Origin of the sequence: Rhizobium sp. Leaf262 (genome assembly GCF_001422245.1) — a bacterium.
In the GTDB taxonomy this organism is placed as follows: domain Bacteria; phylum Pseudomonadota; class Alphaproteobacteria; order Rhizobiales; family Rhizobiaceae; genus Agrobacterium.
The window spans coordinates 380,814-399,262 of the sequence record NZ_LMMM01000016.1 but is presented as its reverse complement, the minus strand read 5'-3'; the positions used below and the strand labels follow the sequence as shown (position 1 = coordinate 399,262).

Below are 18,449 nucleotides of genomic sequence, written 5' to 3'. Positions count from 1 at the left end.
AGTGCTTAAATCCAGTTGATCATGACTGGAGACACCACTTTGGATCCCCTGACGCCAGAGGAAATCGAACGTTACAAGCGCCATATTCTGCTGCCGGAAATCGGCGGTGCGGGCCAGCAGCGCCTGAAGGCGGCCAAGGTGCTGGTTATCGGCGCGGGTGGTCTTGGTGCGCCTGTTCTCTATTACCTGGCGGCGGCGGGCGTCGGCACGCTTGGCATGATCGATGACGATGTGGTGTCGCTGTCCAACCTCCAGCGGCAGGTCATTCACGATACCGGCAGCATCGGCGAGCAGAAGACCGAAAGCGCACGCCGCTCCATTGCACGGCTGAACCCGCATGTGCGAACGCTGCATTTTGAAGAACGTTTCTCGGTCGTCTGGGCGCATGACTACCTCAAGGGTTTCGATCTGGTCATCGATGGCTCCGACAATTTCGACACGCGTTATGCGGCGGCCGATGCGGCGGAAACGGCAAAGGTGCCACTGGTGACGGGGGCCGTGGGCCGGTTCGATGGTTCCGTGACGGTGCTGAAACCCTATGAGACCGGGCCGGATGGCGCGTTGTTGCCCGACTACCGCGACCTTTTCCCCGCGCCGCCGCCGGAGGGCGTCGTTCCATCCTGCGCCGAAACCGGCATTGTCGGAGCGCTGACCGGCGTCATCGGCACGATCATGGCGATGGAGGCGATCAAGCTGATCACCCAGACCGGCGAACCATTGATCGGGCGGCTGCTGCTATATGATGCGCTGGCGGCGCGTTTCGATACGGTTCGCTACAAGCGCAGACAGGAGCGATCATGATCGAGATCGTCAGGATAGACGAAAGCTTCGAACAGTTCGAGGAACTGCTGGCGCTGATCCTGTCGTCCTTTGCCTATATGGATGGCGTCATCGACCCGCCGTCTTCCGCGCACAGGCTGACATTGGACAGCCTAGCGCAGAAAGCCAAAGACGAAATCGCCTTTGTTGCGCTCGATGGCCGCGAGTTGATGGGATGTATTTTCTGCAAGCCGGAAGCGGCGAGCCTTTATGTCGGCAAGCTGGCCGTTTCGCCTTCGGCGCAGGGCAAAGGTGTGGGCTCCGCACTGTTGCGCATAGCGGAAGAGACCGCCCATGGCCTTGGACTGCCAGCGCTTAGGCTCGAAACGCGCATCGAGCTTGTGGGAAATCACCAGCGCTTCTCATCCTGGGGTTTCACCAAGACCGCTGAAAATTCCCATCCGGGTTATAGCCGCACGACCTCTATCGAAATGACCAAGCACCTCGATTAAGCTTTTCAGTTGCGGCCCGGTAAGACCCTGTTGGGTGGACGGTGGCCATCGTAAAAGGCGCGGATGTTGATGATGACCTTGTCACCCATGTCGATCCGGCCTTCGATGGTGGCCGAACTCATATGCGGCAGGAGGACGACCTTGCCCTCTTTGGCGAGCTTGATGAGCTTGGGATTGACGACCGGTTCGTTCTCGAAAACATCCAGACCCGCACCGGCAATCTTGCCATCCATCAGGCAGCGGATCAGCGCCGCTTCATCGATGATATCGCCGCGAGCCGTGTTGACGATGTAGCTCGTCGGCTGCATCAGCGCCAAGTGACGGGCGGAAATCAGGTGATAGGTCGCTGGTGTCGAGGGGCAATTGACCGAGACGATATCGACGCGGGCGAGCATCTGGTCGAGGCTGTCCCAATAGGTCGCCTCAAGTTCTGCTTCCGTCGCCGGATTGACGCGCTTGCGATTGTGATAATGGATCGACAGGCCGAAGGCCTTGGCGCGGCGGGCCACCGCGGTGCCGATGCGGCCCATGCCGACAATGCCGATGCGCTTGCCCGAAAGACGCCGCCCCAGCATCCATGTGGGCGACCAGCCCAACCATTCATCCGAACCATTGGCGAGGACTCGCGTGCCTTCCACCAGACGGCGTGGGACGGCCAGAACGAGGGCCATGGTCATATCGGCGCTGTCTTCGGTCAGCACGTTGGGCGTATTGGTGACCGTAATCCCCTTGCGGGCGGCAGCATCCACATCGATATGGTCGATGCCGTTGGAAAAACCGGCAATCAGCTTCAGTTGCGGGCCTGCCTGCTCGATCATCTCGGCGGTGATGCGGTCTGTGACGGTGGGCACCAGCACGTCGACTTTTTGCATGGCCGCAATCAGCTCGGCCTTGGAGCGGGGAGCATCTTCAATGTTCAGTTCCGCGTCGAACAGCTCTCGCATGCGGGTTTCGACCAGATCCGGCAATTTGCGTGTCAAATAGACGGTCGGTCTCTTTTTATTCGTCATTGTCCGATGGCACCTTGTTCAGAGGTCGTTAACCAAAAAGAGCGATAATTTCTTTCACCACGGGCGTTTCTACCAGACCCACCGGCGAAGACAAACAAATCTCGCATGTGGCCGTCATCGACTTCAAAAATGGTGGGTTCGCTCGCGACCCAAGATTATCAAACCGCAAGGGAACGGAAACCGGCATGCGTAGCATTGTCTTTACTGTCTGCATTGCATTGTCGCTGGGTTTTCTCGACGCTGCAAGCGCACCTGTGATGGCACAAGGTGCCGCCAAGGGCGCAAGCGGCCTGCCGTTGCCACGCTTCGTCAGCCTGAAATCGCGGCGCGTCAATATGCGCATCGGGCCAAGCACGGATTATGCCGTGTCCTGGATGTACATGAAGTCAGGCATGCCTGTCGAAATCATTCAGGAATATGAGAACTGGCGGCGTATTCGCGATGCCGATGGCACCGAAGGCTGGGTCAACCAGGCGCTGCTGTCTGGCGAGCGAACCGCCGTCGCGGCCCCATGGATGCGCGGCAAGGGCAAGGACGTCTACGTCAACATGCGCCGCGAAGCGCAATCGGGCGCATCCGTCGTTGCCAAGCTGGAGCCGGGCGTTCAGATCAGGATTGGCGAGTGCAATGGCGATTGGTGCAAGGCCCAGGCCGATCAGGTGACCGGCTGGGTTTCTCAAGGGGAAATCTGGGGTGCCTATCCCGGCGAAGCCTTTAAATAAGCCAGCCTTTAAACAAGACCGTGCTTTTCGGCCAGCGCCTTCAGCGATGACATGGGACGCGGGCCGACCTGCTGGATGACGGCAGCGGCGGCCAGGCAGCCGAGCTTGCCGCTGTCTTCCAGCGAACGACCCTGCGTGTAGCCATAAAGGAAGCCGGAGGCGAACAGATCGCCAGCACCCGTCGTGTCCACCACGTCGAAAACCGGGTAGGCTTCGACCTTCACACGCTCTGTGCCGCGAACGATAGTGGCGCCTTCTTCGCTCATGGTCACAGCCGCGATCTTGCAATCGGCCGCGATCTTCGTCAGGGCCAGATCGAAGTCATCCGTCTCGTAAAGCGAGAGCGCTTCCTGCTTGTTGGCGAAAACGATATCGACGGTGCCGGAGCGCATCAGCTCGAGAAACTCATCGCGGTAACGACCGACGCAGAAGCTGTCGGACAATGTCATCGAGACTTCGCGACCGTTTTCGTGCGCGATGCGGGCGCAATCGCGGATCGCATCCTTGGCGCGTGGCGGATCCCACAGATAACCTTCGAAATAGGTGACCTTGGATTCGGCAACCACAGCTGGCTCGACATCCTCTGGACCAAGATCGACGCAGGCACCGAGATAGGTGTTCATCGAACGCTCTCCGTCTTCGGTGACGAAGATCATCGAGCGTGCTGTCGGCGGAAAAGTGCCTTCCGGCTTGGTTTCGAAATGCACGCCCTGGGCGCGGATATCGTGCTGGAAAATCTCGCCGAGCTGATCTTCGGCCACCTTGCCGAAATAGGCTGCGCGGCCACCGAAATTGGCAATGCCCGCCGCCGTATTGCCAGCGCTGCCGCCGGAGGCTTCCAGAGCCGGGCCCATCAGCGAATAGAGCAGTTCGGCGCGTTCCGCGTCGATCAGGTTCATCGCACCCTTGGTGATGGCGTTATCGTTGAGAAAGCGATCATCGCAACGGGAGATGATGTCCACGATGGCATTGCCAACGGTCAATACGTCGAATTTTGTCATGAGCCTCTTGTCCGAACCGCATCGACGGATGCGTTATCCGGAACTCGGTCTTAAAGATTTCTGCGGACAAGAAAAGCTAAAACCGCGTGCTGGTTGCAACAGAACCGCGATGCCACAAAAAAAGATCGCGTCATGTGTCTGTCATGCAGCGTTGGTATAGAATGCCCATTGCGTCATCACGGATGTACTGGTGGGGCAAGCGGATGAAAGCGGGGCGACCTCGCTTTTTTCTTTTGTGGACGCGGTTAGCGTTGTTCGGTCCCGATAGATGCGTTAGACCGAAAGCGTCTCAGGCCCGCGAAAGTCTCCCCGCAATGTATGCTGTCGCCGTTAATGTCGCGCCGATCTTCCTTCTCATCCTCATCGGCTGGCTGACCGTCAAAGCAAAGCTTTTCAAAGCGGAAGCGGGCGATGTGCTGAGCGACTTCGTCTTCAAGATTGCCGTCCCGACGCTGATTTTCCGCACGCTGGCCGCAGCGGATTTCCATGGCGCATCGCCGTTTAAGCTGTGGTTGACCTATTTTACCGGCGTGGCGATTACCTGGGCGGCGGGGCAGATGATGACGCGCCACATCTTCAAGCAGGATTTGCGTGTCAGCGTCATCGCCGGCATTTCATCCGCCTTTGCCAACAACATCTTCATCGGCCTGCCCTTGGTGGGCCGTTCTGTCGGCAGCGACGGGATCGTTGCGATCTCCATTCTGCTTGTGGTCCATCTGCCGATCATGATGATTGCCGGGACGATTTTGATGGAGAATGCTACCCATAAGGTCACGGGCGGCGAAAAGCGCAGCGCACTTGCTGTCTTAAAACAGGTTGGCCGCAATCTGGCGCAGAACCCGCTGGTGATCGCGCTGGCGCTTGGCCTGAGCTTCAACATGATCGGACTGCCGATGCCGGTGGTGATGACGACTGTCATCGATCAGATTGCCAGCATGGCGGGCCCGGCAGCTTTGATTTCTCTCGGCATGGCGCTGACCAAATACCCCATTCGCGGCAATCTGCGCATTGCCGTTACGATGACGGCCTTCAAGCTGATCCTGATGCCAGCCTGTGTCTGGCTAATGGCCCATGCGCTGGGCCTCAGCCCCGCTTGGACCGCGGCACTGGTTCTGACATCCTGCGTGCCAACAGGCATCAATTCCTGGCTATTGGCCAACCGCTTCGGCATTGGCCACAGCATTGCCGCCTCCACGATCAGTATTTCCACCCTGTTTGGCGTGCTGAGCGTATCGCTATGGGCCTGGCTGCTGAACTGAGCAGCCGAGGCCGAAGTCCGTTTTTGATTACTTCTGCGCGCTCAGAACCTTGAAGCGCGAGTTGCGGCAGACTTCCTCGCTCTTGCGGAATTCTGTCGAGAGGATCGTTTCGTAAGGTAGGCCGCGATTGGCGACCATCAGCAGCTTGCCGCCGCTGCGCAGCGCCGTTGCCGCCGTCTTGATCAGTGCCTGACCGAGCGCCGGTTCGGCTGCCTGTCCACCCGCATGGAAGGGCGGGTTCATGATGATGAGGTCGTATTTTTCCTTTGGCGGCTCTGCGGCTAGATCCTGCCAGAAGAAGCGGGTCGTCAGGCGCGGGCAGTTTTCCAGAAGATTGGTCTTGGCAAATTCCAGCGCGTTCCAGTCTGCTTCGAACAGGTCGATACGGGCCGTGCGCGAAGACTTCTCAGCGAGCATGATGGAAAGGTAACCCCAGCCAGCGCCGAAATCCGCAGCATTGCCATCGAAATCCGTCGGCAGGCGCGATGCCAGAAGCTCGGAACCGCCATCGATGCGATCATGCGAGAACATGCCGGGCATGGCGGTAAAGCGGCGCTCGATGGTGACGGCGTCCTGCTTGAGCTTGGAAACCGTGGTCGAGACATCTTCGGGACGTCCGAACCAGATGGCCACGCCGTGATATTTCGGTGTCGATTCGGCTTCGATGCCGAGCTTCGACAGTGTCTTGCGGAGTGTGACGATGCCGTCTTCCTTGGAACCGGCAGCAACGATCAGACCGCCAGCCTTGACGCGGGTCAGCGCTTCAGCCAGACGGTTTTCGTTTTCGCCGCGATGCTTGCCGCACAGGATGAGTGCCGCATCGTAATCCTCGCCGGAAATGTCAGGCGTAACCTGCGCGCCCTGCGCCTGCAGCGCTCGGTAGAGTGGGCGCAGGTTCTGGACGGCGGTGATCTCGGCTTCGAAACCATCCAGACGCGGCGCGCCTGCTTCCGCACCCAGAAACAAAACACGCTCGCCTGCTTTGGGCACAGCCAGCATATCTGCGGAAAAGGGGTGGAACAGGGTTTTGACAGCGTCACGGCTCATCGGAGCATCCTTAAGAGCATTTCCAGCAAACGTGCGAAGCGGTTTTGCGTCCGGATAATGCGTTAGAACAATAGAAAAAAGGCGCGGGTAAAATCCCCGCGCCTCGATATCGGTCAGCGCTGACGGCCTTATTCGGCAGCAGCGTCGCCTTCGCTCTTCTTTTCGGCAACGACTTCCTTGCCGGTTGCCTGATCGACAACCTTCATGGACAGGCGAACCTTGCCGCGCTCGTCGAAGCCCATCAGCTTGACCCAAACCTTGTCGCCTTCCTTGACGACGTCGGAGGTCTTGGCAACACGGTCGGATGCCAGCTGAGAGATGTGAACGAGGCCGTCACGGGCGCCGAAGAAGTTGACGAATGCGCCGAAGTCAGCGGTCTTGACGACCGTGCCTTCGTAGATCACGCCGACTTCAGGCTCAGCAACGATGGAGTGGATCCACTTGCGGGCCGCTTCGATTTCCTTGCCCGAGGACGAGGCGATCTTGACGGTGCCGTCGTCTTCGATGTTAATCTTCGCGCCGGTCTTTTCGACGATTTCGCGGATGACCTTGCCGCCCGAGCCGATGACTTCACGGATCTTGTCGACCGGAATGTTCATGACTTCGATGCGTGGAGCGAATTCGCCGAGCTGCGACCGTCCCTCGGTGATGGCGTTGGCCATTTCGCCGAGAATGTGCGTACGACCGCCCTTTGCCTGCTCCAGAGCGACCTTCATGATCTCTTCGGTGATGCCGGCGATCTTGATGTCCATCTGCAGCGAGGTGATGCCGTCAGCAGTACCGGCAACCTTGAAGTCCATATCGCCGAGGTGATCTTCGTCACCCAGGATGTCGGACAGAACGGCGAAGCGTTCGCCTTCGAGGATGAGGCCCATGGCAATACCGGCAACGGGCTTTGCAAGCGGAACGCCTGCATCCATCAGTGCCAGCGATGTGCCGCAGACGGTTGCCATCGAGGACGAGCCGTTGGACTCGGTGATCTCGGAGACGACGCGCAGCGTGTAAGGGAACTGTTCAGCCGATGGCAGCATCGGGCGGATAGCGCGCCATGCCAGCTTGCCGTGACCGATTTCGCGGCGGCCCGGGGAGCCCATGCGGCCTGTTTCACCAACCGAGTAGGGAGGGAAGTTGTAGTGCAGAAGGAAGCGCTCCTTGTACATGCCGGTGAGGCTATCGACATACTGCTCGTCTTCGCCGGTGCCGAGTGTGGCAACGACGATGGCCTGGGTTTCGCCGCGTGTGAACAGCGCCGAACCGTGGGTGCGTGGCAGAAGGCCGACTTCAGAGATGATCGGACGAACGGTGGACAGATCGCGACCGTCGATGCGGCTCTTGGTGTCCAGAATGTTCCAGCGAACGATCTTCGCCTGAAGGTGCTTGAAGACAGCGCCGATGACTTCGGCAGTGTACTTGGCTTCGCCTTCTTCCGGCAGGAAGTGCGCCTTGACCTTGGCCTTGACAGTGTCAACCGCGTTGTAGCGGGCAGCCTTTTCAGTGATCTTGTAGGCATCGCGCAGTTCAGCTTCGGCAAGACCGAGCATTTCCGTTTCGAGAGCGGAGAAATCTTCCGGCTCGAATTCGCGGGGCTCCTTGGCGGCAACTTCAGCCAGCTTGATGATGGCGTCGATAACAGGCTGGAAGCCCTTGTGACCGAACATCACGGCGCCAAGCATGATCTCTTCGTTGAGTTCCTTGGCTTCGGACTCGACCATCAGAACAGCGTCCTGCGTACCGGCAACGACGAGGTCGAGAACCGACTCGTCCATCTCGTCGAGATGCGGGTTCAGAACATATTCGCCGTTGATGTAGCCGACGCGTGCGCCACCGACGGGCCCCATGAAAGGAACGCCAGACAGTGTCAGGGCTGCGGAAGCGGCAACCATGGACAGAACGTCCGGGTCGTTTTCGAGGTCGTGCTGAATGACGGTAACGACAACCTGCGTGTCGTTCTTGTAGCCTTCAGGAAACAGCGGGCGGATCGGGCGGTCGATCAGGCGGGAAACCAGGGTTTCCTTTTCGGAAGGACGACCTTCGCGCTTGAAATAGCCACCGGGGATTTTACCGGCTGCGTATGTCTTTTCCTGGTAGTTGACGGTCAGCGGGAAGAAGTCCTGCCCTGGCTTCGGCGACTTTGCAGAAACGACGGTCGCAAGAACCATCGTCTCGCCGTAGGTTGCGATAACGGCACCATCGGCCTGACGGGCAACTTTGCCTGTCTCAAGTCTCAGAGGGCGGCCTGCCCACTCGATTTCGACGGAATGTTGATTGAACATATCTTGTCCTCAAATGTAGCCTCGGTTCTCACAACAAAGGAAAACACGCGGGCTTTAACACGTCACGGGCAAGACAGCGGGAGGCTTTGAAAAGCGCATTTCTCGCGAAAAATGCGGCAACAGCTGGTCTGTTGCGAAAGCGTCCGGCAATCCTGCCCCATGACAGGTCATCGGTTTGTTTCAGACGGCACCGGCCCATCCGGCCCATCTTCTTTTCGCGTCTTTGAAAAGACTGCGTGTAAGAAAAACCGGCGGGATTTCTCTTCGAAACCCGCCGGTATCAAGTTTTTAGCGGCGGATGCCGAGTGCTGTGATCAGCTTGGTGTAACGGCTTTCGTCCTTCTTCTTGACGTAGTCGAGAAGCGAACGGCGGCTGGAAACCAGCGTCAGAAGGCCACGACGAGAGTGGTTATCCTTCTTGTGATCCTTGAAGTGGCCTGTCAGGTTGTTGATCCGTTCGGTCAAAATTGCGACCTGAACTTCCGGCGAACCGGTATCACCTTCCTTGATGGCATATTCCTTGATGAGGGCGGCTTTGCGCTCTGCAGTAATCGACATCGGACGATCCTTTCTATTTTAAGGAAAAACGGGACGCCAAGGGCCGGGATGTCGTCCAGCACTGGCCATTCATTAGCGCGGGCGCTGCCCAAGCTGCCGCTGCCTATAAACCAATTGGTTCACAAAGGAAAGAGGCGATTGGAACCGCCTCTTCGGGCGCATCGGGCGTTTTCGTGCTTAACCGAAGACGCGCTTTGGGCGGAACTCGCCCTCGGCAATCTCGCCGATGGCGATCAGTTTGCCGCGTGCCGTGGCATAGGCTTCCATTTCCTGCGTCGGCGCATCGCGTCCGCGCAGGAGGATGGCATTGCCCATTTTAAGCCGGTGCGCCTGGTCGTCATTGATGATGAGATGCGGTAGCGACGACAGGGCTTCCGAGGTATCGATGAGATAGGCATCGAGTGCCGCCGATCTCTCGTCACGGTCTTCGATGGCTTCGAACTCGATCAGCTTTGCAAGCGGCACCATGGCCTCTTCCGCGAAAGGAGCGACCATGGAGCGGCGCAGTTGCGAAATGAAGCCGTAGCAGCCGAGATCCCGGCCCATGTCACGCGCCAGCGCACGCACATAGGTGCCCTTGCCGCATTCCACTTCGAAATGCGCGGTATTGGCATCAGGGCAGGCGAGCAGCGTGATACGATGGATTTCGACCTCGCGCGCTGGAATTTCCACCGCCTCGCCACCACGGGCGATGTCATAGGCACGCTCACCGGCGATCTTGATAGCCGAAAACTGCGGCGGAATCTGCTGGATGATGCCGGTGTAATTGGGCAGGAGATCGCGAATGGCCTGTTCGTCCGGGCGGTTCGGCGATGTGTTGAGGACTTCGCCCTCCATATCGTCGGTGGTGCGCTCTTCACCCCAGGAGACCGTAAACTCATAGATCTTGCGCCCGTCCATCACATAGGGAACGGTCTTGGTCGCGTCACCCAGCGCAATCGGCAGCATGCCGGAGGCGAGGGGATCAAGGGTTCCGGCGTGGCCAGCCTTCTGGGCATTGAACAGCCATTTGATCTTGGAAACGGCTTCCGTGGAGCCGAAGTCGAAGGGCTTGTCGAGAATGAGCCAGCCCGAAATCGGCCGGCCCTTCGGCTTACGATGTTGTTGTTTGCGTGGTTTGGACATGCTTCAGTTCTGTTCGTCGTCTTTTTCGTTTGAAGGTCCCAGATCGCGCTGCACCTCCGGCGAACGCAGCAGCGCGTCGATCTTCTTATAATTGTCGAAGCTCGTATCGTCTCGGAAGCGCAGTTCCGGCACGTATTTCATCTGCCGCAAATGCGGCCCAAGTCGCCCACGCAGATATTTGGCGTGACGGTTCAGGGCCTCGATCGTGTCAGTATGATCGGAAACGCCGAGCGGCGTGACATAGGCGGTTGCGATCTTCAGATCGGGCGACATGCGGACTTCCGAAATGGAAATCACTGTCTTTTCGATCAGGTCGTCGCGGACTTCTCCGCGCTGCAGAATTTGCGTCACCGCGGCGCGCACCTGTTCGCCAACGCGCAGCATGCGTTGCGAGGGCGCGGATGATGTTGCTTTTGCCATGTTATCTTTAGCCTCAAACAAAGCGAGCGCCGGTTAAGCCGGCGCCCGACAGTTTATTCTCGTGGGGGCGAAACGCTTAGAGCGTTCTGGTGATGTGTTCTACGCGGAAGCACTCGATCGTATCGCCTGCACGGATGTCTTCGTAGTTCTCGAACGCCATACCGCACTCCTGACCAACCGGCACTTCGCCGACTTCGTCCTTGAAGCGCTTGAGCGTCTTGAGCTTGCCTTCGTGGATGACGACGTTGTCGCGCACCAGACGAACACCTGCACCACGTTCCACCTTGCCTTCGACCACACGGCAACCGGCAACCTTGCCGACCTTGGTGATGTTGAAGACTTCCAGGATTTCGGCATTGCCGAGGAAGGTTTCGCGACGCTCTGGAGACAGGAGGCCCGACATCGCTGCCTTCACGTCATCTACCAGATCATAGATGATGTTGTAGTAACGAATTTCGATACCAGCACGTTCGGATGCAGTACGTGCCTGTGCGTTGGCACGAACGTTGAAGCCGATGATGGCCGCGTTCGATGCCTCGGCAAGCGAGATATCCGATTCCGTGATCGCACCTGCGCCAGAGTGGATGATGCGTGCGCGAACTTCGTCTGTTCCAAGCTTGTCCAGCGATGCGATGATCGCTTCGACAGAACCCTGCACGTCACCCTTGATGAGCAGCGGGAAGTCCTTGCGGCCGGTAGCCTGCAACTGCGTCATCATCTGTTCAAGCGAACCGCGCTGGCCGGTCTGGCGAGCAACGGCCTTGTCACGGGCCAGACGCTGACGATACTCGGAAATCTCACGAGCACGGCTTTCGCTTTCCACAACGGCGAAGCGGTCACCGGCAGATGGCGTGCCCGACAGGCCGAGAATCTCGACCGGCATGGCAGGACCCGCTTCCTTGACGTGGTCACCCTTGTCGTTGACGAGCGCGCGCACACGGCCCCACTGGTCACCGGCTACGATGATCTGGCCCGGACGCAGCGTACCCTTCTGAACCAGAACGGTTGCCACGGAACCACGACCACGGTCGAGCTGAGCTTCGATGACCGTGCCTTCCGCTGTGCGGTTGACATTGGCCTTCAGGTCGAGAATTTCGGCCTGCAGCAGAACGGCTTCGAGAAGCTTATCGAGGTTGAGCTTGTTCTTGGCCGAAACTTCGACGTCGAGAACCTCACCACCCATGGATTCCACGAAAACTTCGTGCTGGAGCAGCTGCTGGCGGACCTTGTCAGGATTGGCCTCATGCTTGTCGATCTTGTTGATCGCCACGATGATCGGCACATTGGCCGCCTTAGCGTGGTTGATCGATTCAATCGTCTGCGGCATCACGCTGTCATCGGCTGCGACCACCAGAATGGCGATGTCAGTTGCCTGGGCACCGCGAGCACGCATGGCCGTAAAGGCGGCGTGACCGGGTGTGTCGATGAAGGTGATCTTGTGACCGTTCTTCTCGACCTGATAGGCACCGATATGCTGGGTGATGCCACCGGCTTCACCCGAAACAACGCTGGTCTGACGGATGGCGTCGAGCAGCGAGGTCTTGCCGTGGTCGACGTGACCCATGATGGTAACGACCGGAGGACGCGACACGAGTTCGCCGCCATCGTCGTCCGACACGTTGAAGATGCCTTCTTCGACGTCGGATTCCGACACGCGCTTGACGGTGTGGCCGAATTCGCCGGCGATCAGTTCGGCCAGATCGGCGTCGATGACGTCGCCCGGCTTCATCATCTGACCTTCCTTCATCAGGTACTTGATCACATCGACAGCCCGTTCGGACATACGCTGCGAAAGTTCCTGAATGGTGATGGTCTCAGGCAGAATGACTTCGCGCATCACCTTTTCACGGGTTTCCTGCATCTGGCCACGACGGAATTTTTCCTGACGGCGACGCATGGCAGAAAGCGAGCGACCACGCGGTGTGCCGTCTTCTTCCAGGTTGGACGTGACCGTGAGCTTGCCACGACGACGTTCTTCTTCCGTTTTCAGACGGGCTGCGGGCTTGGCTGGAACCGGTGCTGCGACCTTGCCGCGAACGGGCATGCCGCCGCGACGGGGACCGCGATCGTCCTCTTCCTCGCCGCCGGGGCGACGTCCGCGTGGACCGGCATTGTCGATCGGTGCCGGAACGGGCGCCGGTATCGTGCGGGTCTGTGGACGCGTATCAGGACGGCTCGTCGTGACAGGTGTACGGCTGGCAACGGGTGCCGGTGCAACCTCGGCGGGTTCAGGCGCCGGAGCCGACTTCGCAGCCAAGGCCTCTTCGGCCGCGCGGCGCGCTGCCTCTTCCTTCTCGGCGATTGCTCGCTGTTCTTCTTCGGCCTTGCGACGGGCTTCGTCTTCGGCACGCTGCTTGGCTTCGATAATATCGCGAGCCTGAGCTTCCGCAAGCGCACGACGGCGTGCATCCATTTCGCCAGCAGACAGGTCGTGCAGAACGTTACCGCGCGGGCGGTCTGGCTGACGCTGTGGCTGCGCAGAAGGAGCTGGACGGCCCTGATTCTGGTTGCCAGACTGGTAAGGTCGCTGAGACTGAGGCTGCTGCGGGCGCTGTGCGGCCGCAGGTGCTGCCGGTCGGGCAGGTTGCGGTGCTGCTGTCACTGTCGGTGTGATGGGCTTCTCGTCTTCTGGACGCAATGGGCGGCGTTTGCGTGTCTCTACGACAACCGCGTTGGTGCGACCACGACCCATATCCTGACGCACAGTTCCCGTCGACGCGCCACTCGGCTTGAGAGTGAGGGTCTTCTTGGGTTGTGCGTTGAGTGTCTTGTCGTCGTTGTTATCGGTCATTCCGTTCCCGTTCCTTCGGACGAGAGCCGGATGACATTCATCAGGCCCTGTCTTTAACTAGCTGCATCCGAACGCGGCGACGGATAAAGTCCGATGACCGCGTCATTGTATTGTCCGGGCAGCGTCTAAATCCGCCTGAGGTTTATCGCCATTGCGATACCGCTCGAGCATCTTTGCGCGCTTCACTACACCTTCACCCGCCTGCCCTGCAAGCGCGCAGGCATGGATAAAAGCATTCTGGCCCATCAGTTCGTCCATTTCCTGCTCACTGAAGAGCCGAAAGGACGGTATTTCCGTCTCGGCGCCTGAGCCGAGGGTCCAGGCCTTGCGGGCCTGATTGATCTTTCTCACGCCATCCGGCGCGGCATCCGTCGCGTGAAACACTGCAAGAGCGTGTCCCGAACGCACGGACGCATCGACTTTTGTAGCGCCACTGATGAACTGTCCCGCTTTCCGGGCCATGTTCATCATACCGGCTACGTTTTGAGCCATCAGCCGGTCCATCATCTCCAGGAGTTCTGGACCAGCTTTGACGTCGGTCTTCAGGGCGCGTGCGAAAAGCTTTTTCGCAATGGCCTTTTCAATCAGGGCACGCTCGGGTGTGACCCAGCATCCGCGCCCTGGCAATTGGCGTTTCAGGTCCGGAACAACGCTTTTGTCCGGGCCTGCGACAAAACGGACCAACTCATCGGGTGTTCCAATCTGCCGCGTTACAATGCACATCCGCTCGCTGCCTGTACCTTCGACCCGCCGCTCGTCGTCCAGCACGTCTTCAGGCTCATGCGCTTGCGAAATCATTCCTGATCGGCGGTATCCGCCTCCTCGGTCGCTGCCTCTTCCTGCTGAGCAGCCAGATCTTCAGCCGTGATCCAGCCAGCCAGAAGGCGGGCCTGAACGATCATGTTTTCAGCTTCGACGCGCGAAACGTCGAGCTTGGAGAAGGTGCCTTCGAACTTCTTGGTTTCGCCATCCTTGCGTTCGCTCCAGCCGACGAGATCGTCCGCCGCGCAGCCTGCAAAGTCTTCGATGGTCTTGACGCCTTCTTCACCCAAAGCGACCATCATCTGCGATGTCAGGCCATCGATCTGGCGCAATTCGTCGGACACGCCGAGTTCCTTGCGCTTGGCGTCCATTTCGGTCTCGATACGCTCGAGATATTCCTTGGCACGGGTCTGGATTTCGACAGCTGTGTCCTCATCGAAACCGTCGATGGAGGAAATTTCGCTGAGGTCGACATAAGCAAGCTCTTCGACCTGGGCGAAGCCTTCGGATGCCAGAACCTGACCGACCATCTCGTCCACATCCAGCGCTTCCATGAAGATGCCGGTGCGTTCGTTGAACTCCTTCTGACGACGCTCGGACTCTTCCTGCTCCGTCATGATGTCGATGTCCCAGCCGGTCAGCTGCGATGCCAGACGTACGTTCTGACCGCGACGACCGATGGCGAGCGACAGCTGCTCATCGGGAACCACGACTTCGATGCGTTCTGCTTCTTCGTCCAGAACAACTTTGGCGACTTCAGCTGGCTGAAGGGCGTTTACGATGAAGGATGCAGGGTCTTGCGACCACGGAATAATGTCGATCTTTTCGCCTTGAAGTTCGCCGACAACGGCCTGAACGCGCGAACCGCGCATACCGACGCAGGCGCCGACGGGATCGATAGAGCTGTCGTTCGAGATAACGGCGATCTTGGCGCGCGAACCCGGATCACGGGCAACCGACTTGATCTGGATGATGCCGTCGTAGATTTCAGGCACTTCCATGGTGAAGAGCTTGACCATGAACTGTGGGTGCGTACGCGACAAGAAGATCTGCGGCCCACGCTGTTCACGGCGCACGTCGTAAACGAAGGCGCGAACGCGGTCGCCGTAACGCAGGTTTTCGCGTGGAATCATCTCGTCACGACGGATGATGCCTTCGCCGCGGCCGAGATCGACGATGACGTTGCCATATTCGACGCGCTTGACAGTGCCGTTGATGATTTCGCCGATGCGGTCCTTGAACTCGTCATACTGGCGGTCACGCTCGGCTTCACGAACCTTCTGCACGATGACCTGCTTGGCGGACTGGGCAGCGATACGGCCGAAATCCATAGGCGGCAGCGGATCGGCAATATAGTCGCCGATCTTGGCATCGACGTTGCGGTCGCGTGCCAGTTCCAGCGGAATCTGCGTGCCGTAGTCTTCAGCCTTCTCGACAACTTCCAGAAGACGCTGAAGACGGATTTCACCGGTCTTCGAGTTGATGTCGGCGCGGATGTTGGTTTCCGAACCATAACGGGAGCGGGCAGCCTTCTGGATCGCATCGGCCATTGCGGCCAGCACGATTTCACGGTCGATGACCTTTTCGCGCGCCACAGCATCGGCGATCTGCAGAAGCTCAAGCCTGTTAGCACTGACTGCCATTTTTATGTCTCCGTAAGTCGTTGTGCCCGCATTGTCAGGGCATACGTTGGAATTAGTCTTCGTCTGCTTCTTCGTTCTGATTGGCGGCAGCGGCCTTGGCCTGCTTGTCCGCTTTCAGTGCGTCGCGAATAAGATCATCGGTCAGGATCAGCTTCGCGTCGGAAAGAGTATTGAACGGGATCGTCACGACCGGTTCTTCACCGTAGCCGATCTGGTCACGCTCAAGCTTGAAACCGTCTTCTTCTACGCTGGCGATCTTGCCGCGAAAACGCTTGCGATTATCGACTAGGATCGATGTCTCGACCTTGACGATATGGCCCTGCCAGCGGACAAAATCCATCTTTCGCACCATCGGCCGGTCGATGCCGGGTGACGACACTTCCAGATGATACGCCTTTTCGACAGGATCTTCCACATCGAGCACGGGCGAAATCGCCATGGAAAGCGCTTCGCAGTCCTGAACGGTCATTGTGCCGTCTTCACGCTCGGCCATGATCTGCAACGTCGAGCCGTTCTGGCTCGACAGCCGAACGCGCACGAGAAGAAAGCCCATGCCTGTCAGGACCGGCTCGATGATCTCGGCGATACGCTGGTCTATACCTGTTTCAGTTATCAGTCTGGGTTCGGCGTCTGCCATTCTGGCCTTCCGGTCTTGCTGTGCACCGAAGGCGTGCCTTCGGTTTTTAGGGCGCCTAACGAAAAAGAGCGGGGCCTTGCGACCCCACTCTTCATCAGACGATCAAGAATTTGAAGGATGATATAAACCCATATGTTGCAAATAGCAAGGATGAGGACGGAAAGGGCGCGAAATTGGCTTTCGTCACAATTTTACCGCCGCATGCGCCGAAACAGTAGCATCCGCGTCGTCGAGGTCTATAGTGACACGCGGATGAACAGCAATTGCATCAATTGGACTGCCCGTGCCCGATAGAAAATCTCCCCTGATGCCGCTCAAGCATCAGACCTACAGAACAATCTGGTTTGCGAGCATCGCCTCGAATTTCGGTGGCCTGATCCAGGCGGTCGGTGCTGCTTGGATGATGACCGCGCTATCGTCTTCGGAAAACATGATTGCGCTGGTTCAGGCCTCCACGTCGCTGCCGATCATGCTGTTTTCGCTCGTCTCTGGCGCGCTGGCCGACAGTTTCGATCGCCGCCGCATCATGATCTCGGCCCAGCTTCTGATGCTGGCCGCCTCCGTCATGCTGACCGCCTTTGCGTGGCTCGGATGGCTTTCACCCTGGTTGCTGCTGTTCTTCACCTTCATGATCGGCTGCGGCACGGCCCTCAATAATCCGTCATGGCAGGCATCCGTGGGCGAAATGGTGCCACGTGAGGACTTGCCTGCTGCCGTGACGCTCAACAGCGTCGGCTTCAACATTACCCGCAGCGTCGGGCCTGCCATCGGCGGCGTCATCGTTGCTGTTGCTGGTGCGGCGGCGGCATTTCTCGTCAATGCGCTCAGCTACTTCACGCTGATCTACGCATTGGCGAAATGGCAGCCGCCCAAAAATACATCGACGCTTCCACGCGAACATTTGTTCGCGGCGATTTCCGCTGGCATGCGCTACGTGGCCATGTCTCCCAATATCGGCAAGGTCCTGTTGCGCGGCTTCCTCTTCGGTCTGTCGGCAAGCGCGATCCTTGCGCTCATGCCACTTGTCGCACGCGATCTGGTCCAGGGCGGTCCCCTGACATACGGCATCATGCTGGGAGCCTTCGGTGTCGGCGCAATCGGTGGGGCGCTGGTCAGCGCCCGTCTGCGCGAGACCATGAGCAGCGAATGGATCGTACGCGTGGCCTTTCTCGGCTTTGCATTCAGTTCGGCCGTCACAGCCATCAGCACAAATGCCGTCCTGACTGCGCTCGTCCTGACGGTATCGGGCGCAAGCTGGGTTTTGGCACTCTCGCTTTTCAACACGATCGTGCAATTGTCCACGCCGCGCTGGGTGGTGGGCCGGGCTCTGTCACTCTACCAGACACTCACCTTCGGCGGTATTGCCGTTGGCAGCTGGCTCTGGGGTTCGCTTGCCGAAAACTATGGCCTGACCTATTCGCTGCTCTGTTCGTGTGTGTTGATGCTGCTGGGTGTGGTGGTCGGCTTCAAGCTGACCATGCCGGCCTTCGCTTCGCTCAACCTCGATCCGCTCAACCGCTTCGTGGAGCCGAACCTGCGTCTCGACGTGAAGCCGCGCAGCGGGCCCATAGCCATTCTGGTGGATTACGAAATCGATGACGCCGATCTCCCGGAGTTCATGTCGATCATGGCGGAGCGGCGGCGTATCCGCTTGCGCGACGGTGCCCAGAACTGGACGCTGATGCGCGATCTGGAAAATCCTGACATATGGACGGAAATCTACCACGTGCCGACCTGGGTGGAATATGTCCGGCACAATCATCGCCGCACCCAAGCCGATGCCGAAAGCTGGGACAGCATCCTGGCGCTGCACCGCGGCAGCACGCGCCCGCGCGTGCATCGCATGATAGAGCGTCAAGCCATTCCGCCACAGGACGATATTTTTCACAAAGCCCATATCGACCCACATTGATCTTGCCGCAGGTATCGT

General features: G+C 58.8%; 16 protein-coding genes. 5 read left to right on the top strand and 11 right to left on the bottom strand.

Annotated elements, in window-relative coordinates:
* Positions 1–39: 39 nt before the first annotated feature.
* Both ASF29_RS16095 and ASF29_RS16090 read left to right on the top strand, forming a co-directional pair.
* Positions 40–801: a molybdopterin-synthase adenylyltransferase MoeB gene (locus ASF29_RS16095; RefSeq protein ID WP_062451649.1), complete on the top strand. Its 762-nt coding sequence runs from the start codon at positions 40–42 to the stop codon at positions 799–801.
* Positions 798–1,271 carry a GNAT family N-acetyltransferase gene (locus ASF29_RS16090; protein WP_062451648.1) on the top strand — a complete coding sequence of 158 codons (474 nt, stop codon included), beginning with the start codon at positions 798–800 and terminating at the stop codon, positions 1,269–1,271. Before ASF29_RS16095 ends, ASF29_RS16090 begins: the two co-directional genes overlap by 4 nt.
* Positions 1,272–1,276: 5 nt before the next feature.
* Here the strand turns inward: ASF29_RS16090 and ASF29_RS16085 are convergent, their stop codons facing one another.
* Complete coding sequence (locus ASF29_RS16085; RefSeq protein WP_062451647.1) at positions 1,277–2,281, bottom strand: D-glycerate dehydrogenase; 1,005 nt, start codon at positions 2,279–2,281, stop codon at positions 1,277–1,279.
* 185 nt (positions 2,282–2,466) lie between these two features.
* On the opposite strand from ASF29_RS16085, the gene ASF29_RS16080 reads away from it, so the two are divergent.
* The gene (locus ASF29_RS16080; protein WP_062451710.1) at positions 2,467–3,003 is read left to right on the top strand and encodes an SH3 domain-containing protein; all 537 of its coding nucleotides are present in this window, start codon (positions 2,467–2,469) and stop codon (positions 3,001–3,003) included.
* An 8-nt stretch (positions 3,004–3,011) separates the two neighbouring features.
* On the opposite strand, the gene ASF29_RS16075 is transcribed toward ASF29_RS16080, so the two are convergent.
* A complete protein-coding gene (locus ASF29_RS16075; RefSeq protein ID WP_062451646.1) occupies positions 3,012–4,004 on the bottom strand; it encodes an adenosine kinase in 993 nt (330 codons plus the stop codon).
* 314 nt (positions 4,005–4,318) lie between these two features.
* Here ASF29_RS16075 and ASF29_RS16070 point away from each other — a divergent pair, with 314 nt between their 5' ends.
* A complete protein-coding gene (locus tag ASF29_RS16070) occupies positions 4,319–5,263 on the top strand; it encodes an AEC family transporter (protein ID WP_062451645.1) in 945 nt (314 codons plus the stop codon).
* 27 nt (positions 5,264–5,290) lie between these two features.
* Here the strand turns inward: ASF29_RS16070 and ASF29_RS16065 are convergent, their stop codons facing one another.
* The 9 genes from ASF29_RS16065 to rimP all read right to left on the bottom strand — a co-directional run bounded on the left by ASF29_RS16065 (position 5,291) and on the right by rimP (position 16,519).
* Entirely contained in the window at positions 5,291–6,310 is a 1,020-nt protein-coding gene (locus tag ASF29_RS16065; protein WP_062451644.1) for a class I SAM-dependent methyltransferase, read from the bottom strand.
* 128 nt (positions 6,311–6,438) lie between these two features.
* Positions 6,439–8,583: a polyribonucleotide nucleotidyltransferase gene (pnp, locus tag ASF29_RS16060; RefSeq protein WP_062451643.1), complete on the bottom strand. Its 2,145-nt coding sequence runs from the start codon at positions 8,581–8,583 to the stop codon at positions 6,439–6,441.
* A gap of 288 nt (positions 8,584–8,871) precedes the next feature.
* Positions 8,872–9,141 carry a 30S ribosomal protein S15 gene (rpsO, locus tag ASF29_RS16055; RefSeq protein WP_062451642.1) on the bottom strand — a complete coding sequence of 90 codons (270 nt, stop codon included), beginning with the start codon at positions 9,139–9,141 and terminating at the stop codon, positions 8,872–8,874.
* Between the two features lie 177 nt (positions 9,142–9,318).
* On the bottom strand, positions 9,319–10,266 hold the full coding sequence (gene truB, locus ASF29_RS16050; RefSeq protein ID WP_062451641.1) for a tRNA pseudouridine(55) synthase TruB: 948 nt from the start codon (positions 10,264–10,266) through the stop codon (positions 9,319–9,321).
* A 3-nt stretch (positions 10,267–10,269) separates the two neighbouring features.
* The gene (gene rbfA, locus ASF29_RS16045) at positions 10,270–10,686 is read right to left on the bottom strand and encodes a 30S ribosome-binding factor RbfA (RefSeq protein WP_062451640.1); all 417 of its coding nucleotides are present in this window, start codon (positions 10,684–10,686) and stop codon (positions 10,270–10,272) included.
* Between the two features lie 76 nt (positions 10,687–10,762).
* Positions 10,763–13,477, bottom strand: coding sequence for a translation initiation factor IF-2 (gene infB, locus ASF29_RS16040; protein ID WP_062451639.1), 2,715 nt, complete (start codon positions 13,475–13,477; stop codon positions 10,763–10,765).
* A gap of 102 nt (positions 13,478–13,579) precedes the next feature.
* Positions 13,580–14,275 (bottom strand): RNA-binding protein, encoded by a 696-nt coding sequence (locus ASF29_RS16035; protein ID WP_062451638.1) that lies wholly within the window; start codon positions 14,273–14,275, stop codon positions 13,580–13,582.
* Positions 14,272–15,882, bottom strand: a complete 1,611-nt coding sequence (gene nusA, locus ASF29_RS16030; RefSeq protein ID WP_062451637.1) for a transcription termination factor NusA — start codon at positions 15,880–15,882, stop codon at positions 14,272–14,274. Before nusA ends, ASF29_RS16035 begins: the two co-directional genes overlap by 4 nt.
* Positions 15,883–15,934: 52 nt before the next feature.
* On the bottom strand, positions 15,935–16,519 hold the full coding sequence (rimP, locus tag ASF29_RS16025; protein WP_062451636.1) for a ribosome maturation factor RimP: 585 nt from the start codon (positions 16,517–16,519) through the stop codon (positions 15,935–15,937).
* A gap of 307 nt (positions 16,520–16,826) precedes the next feature.
* On the opposite strand from rimP, the gene ASF29_RS16020 reads away from it, so the two are divergent.
* Positions 16,827–18,431 (top strand): MFS transporter, encoded by a 1,605-nt coding sequence (locus tag ASF29_RS16020; protein WP_082453527.1) that lies wholly within the window; start codon positions 16,827–16,829, stop codon positions 18,429–18,431.
* Positions 18,432–18,449 lie beyond the last annotated feature (18 nt).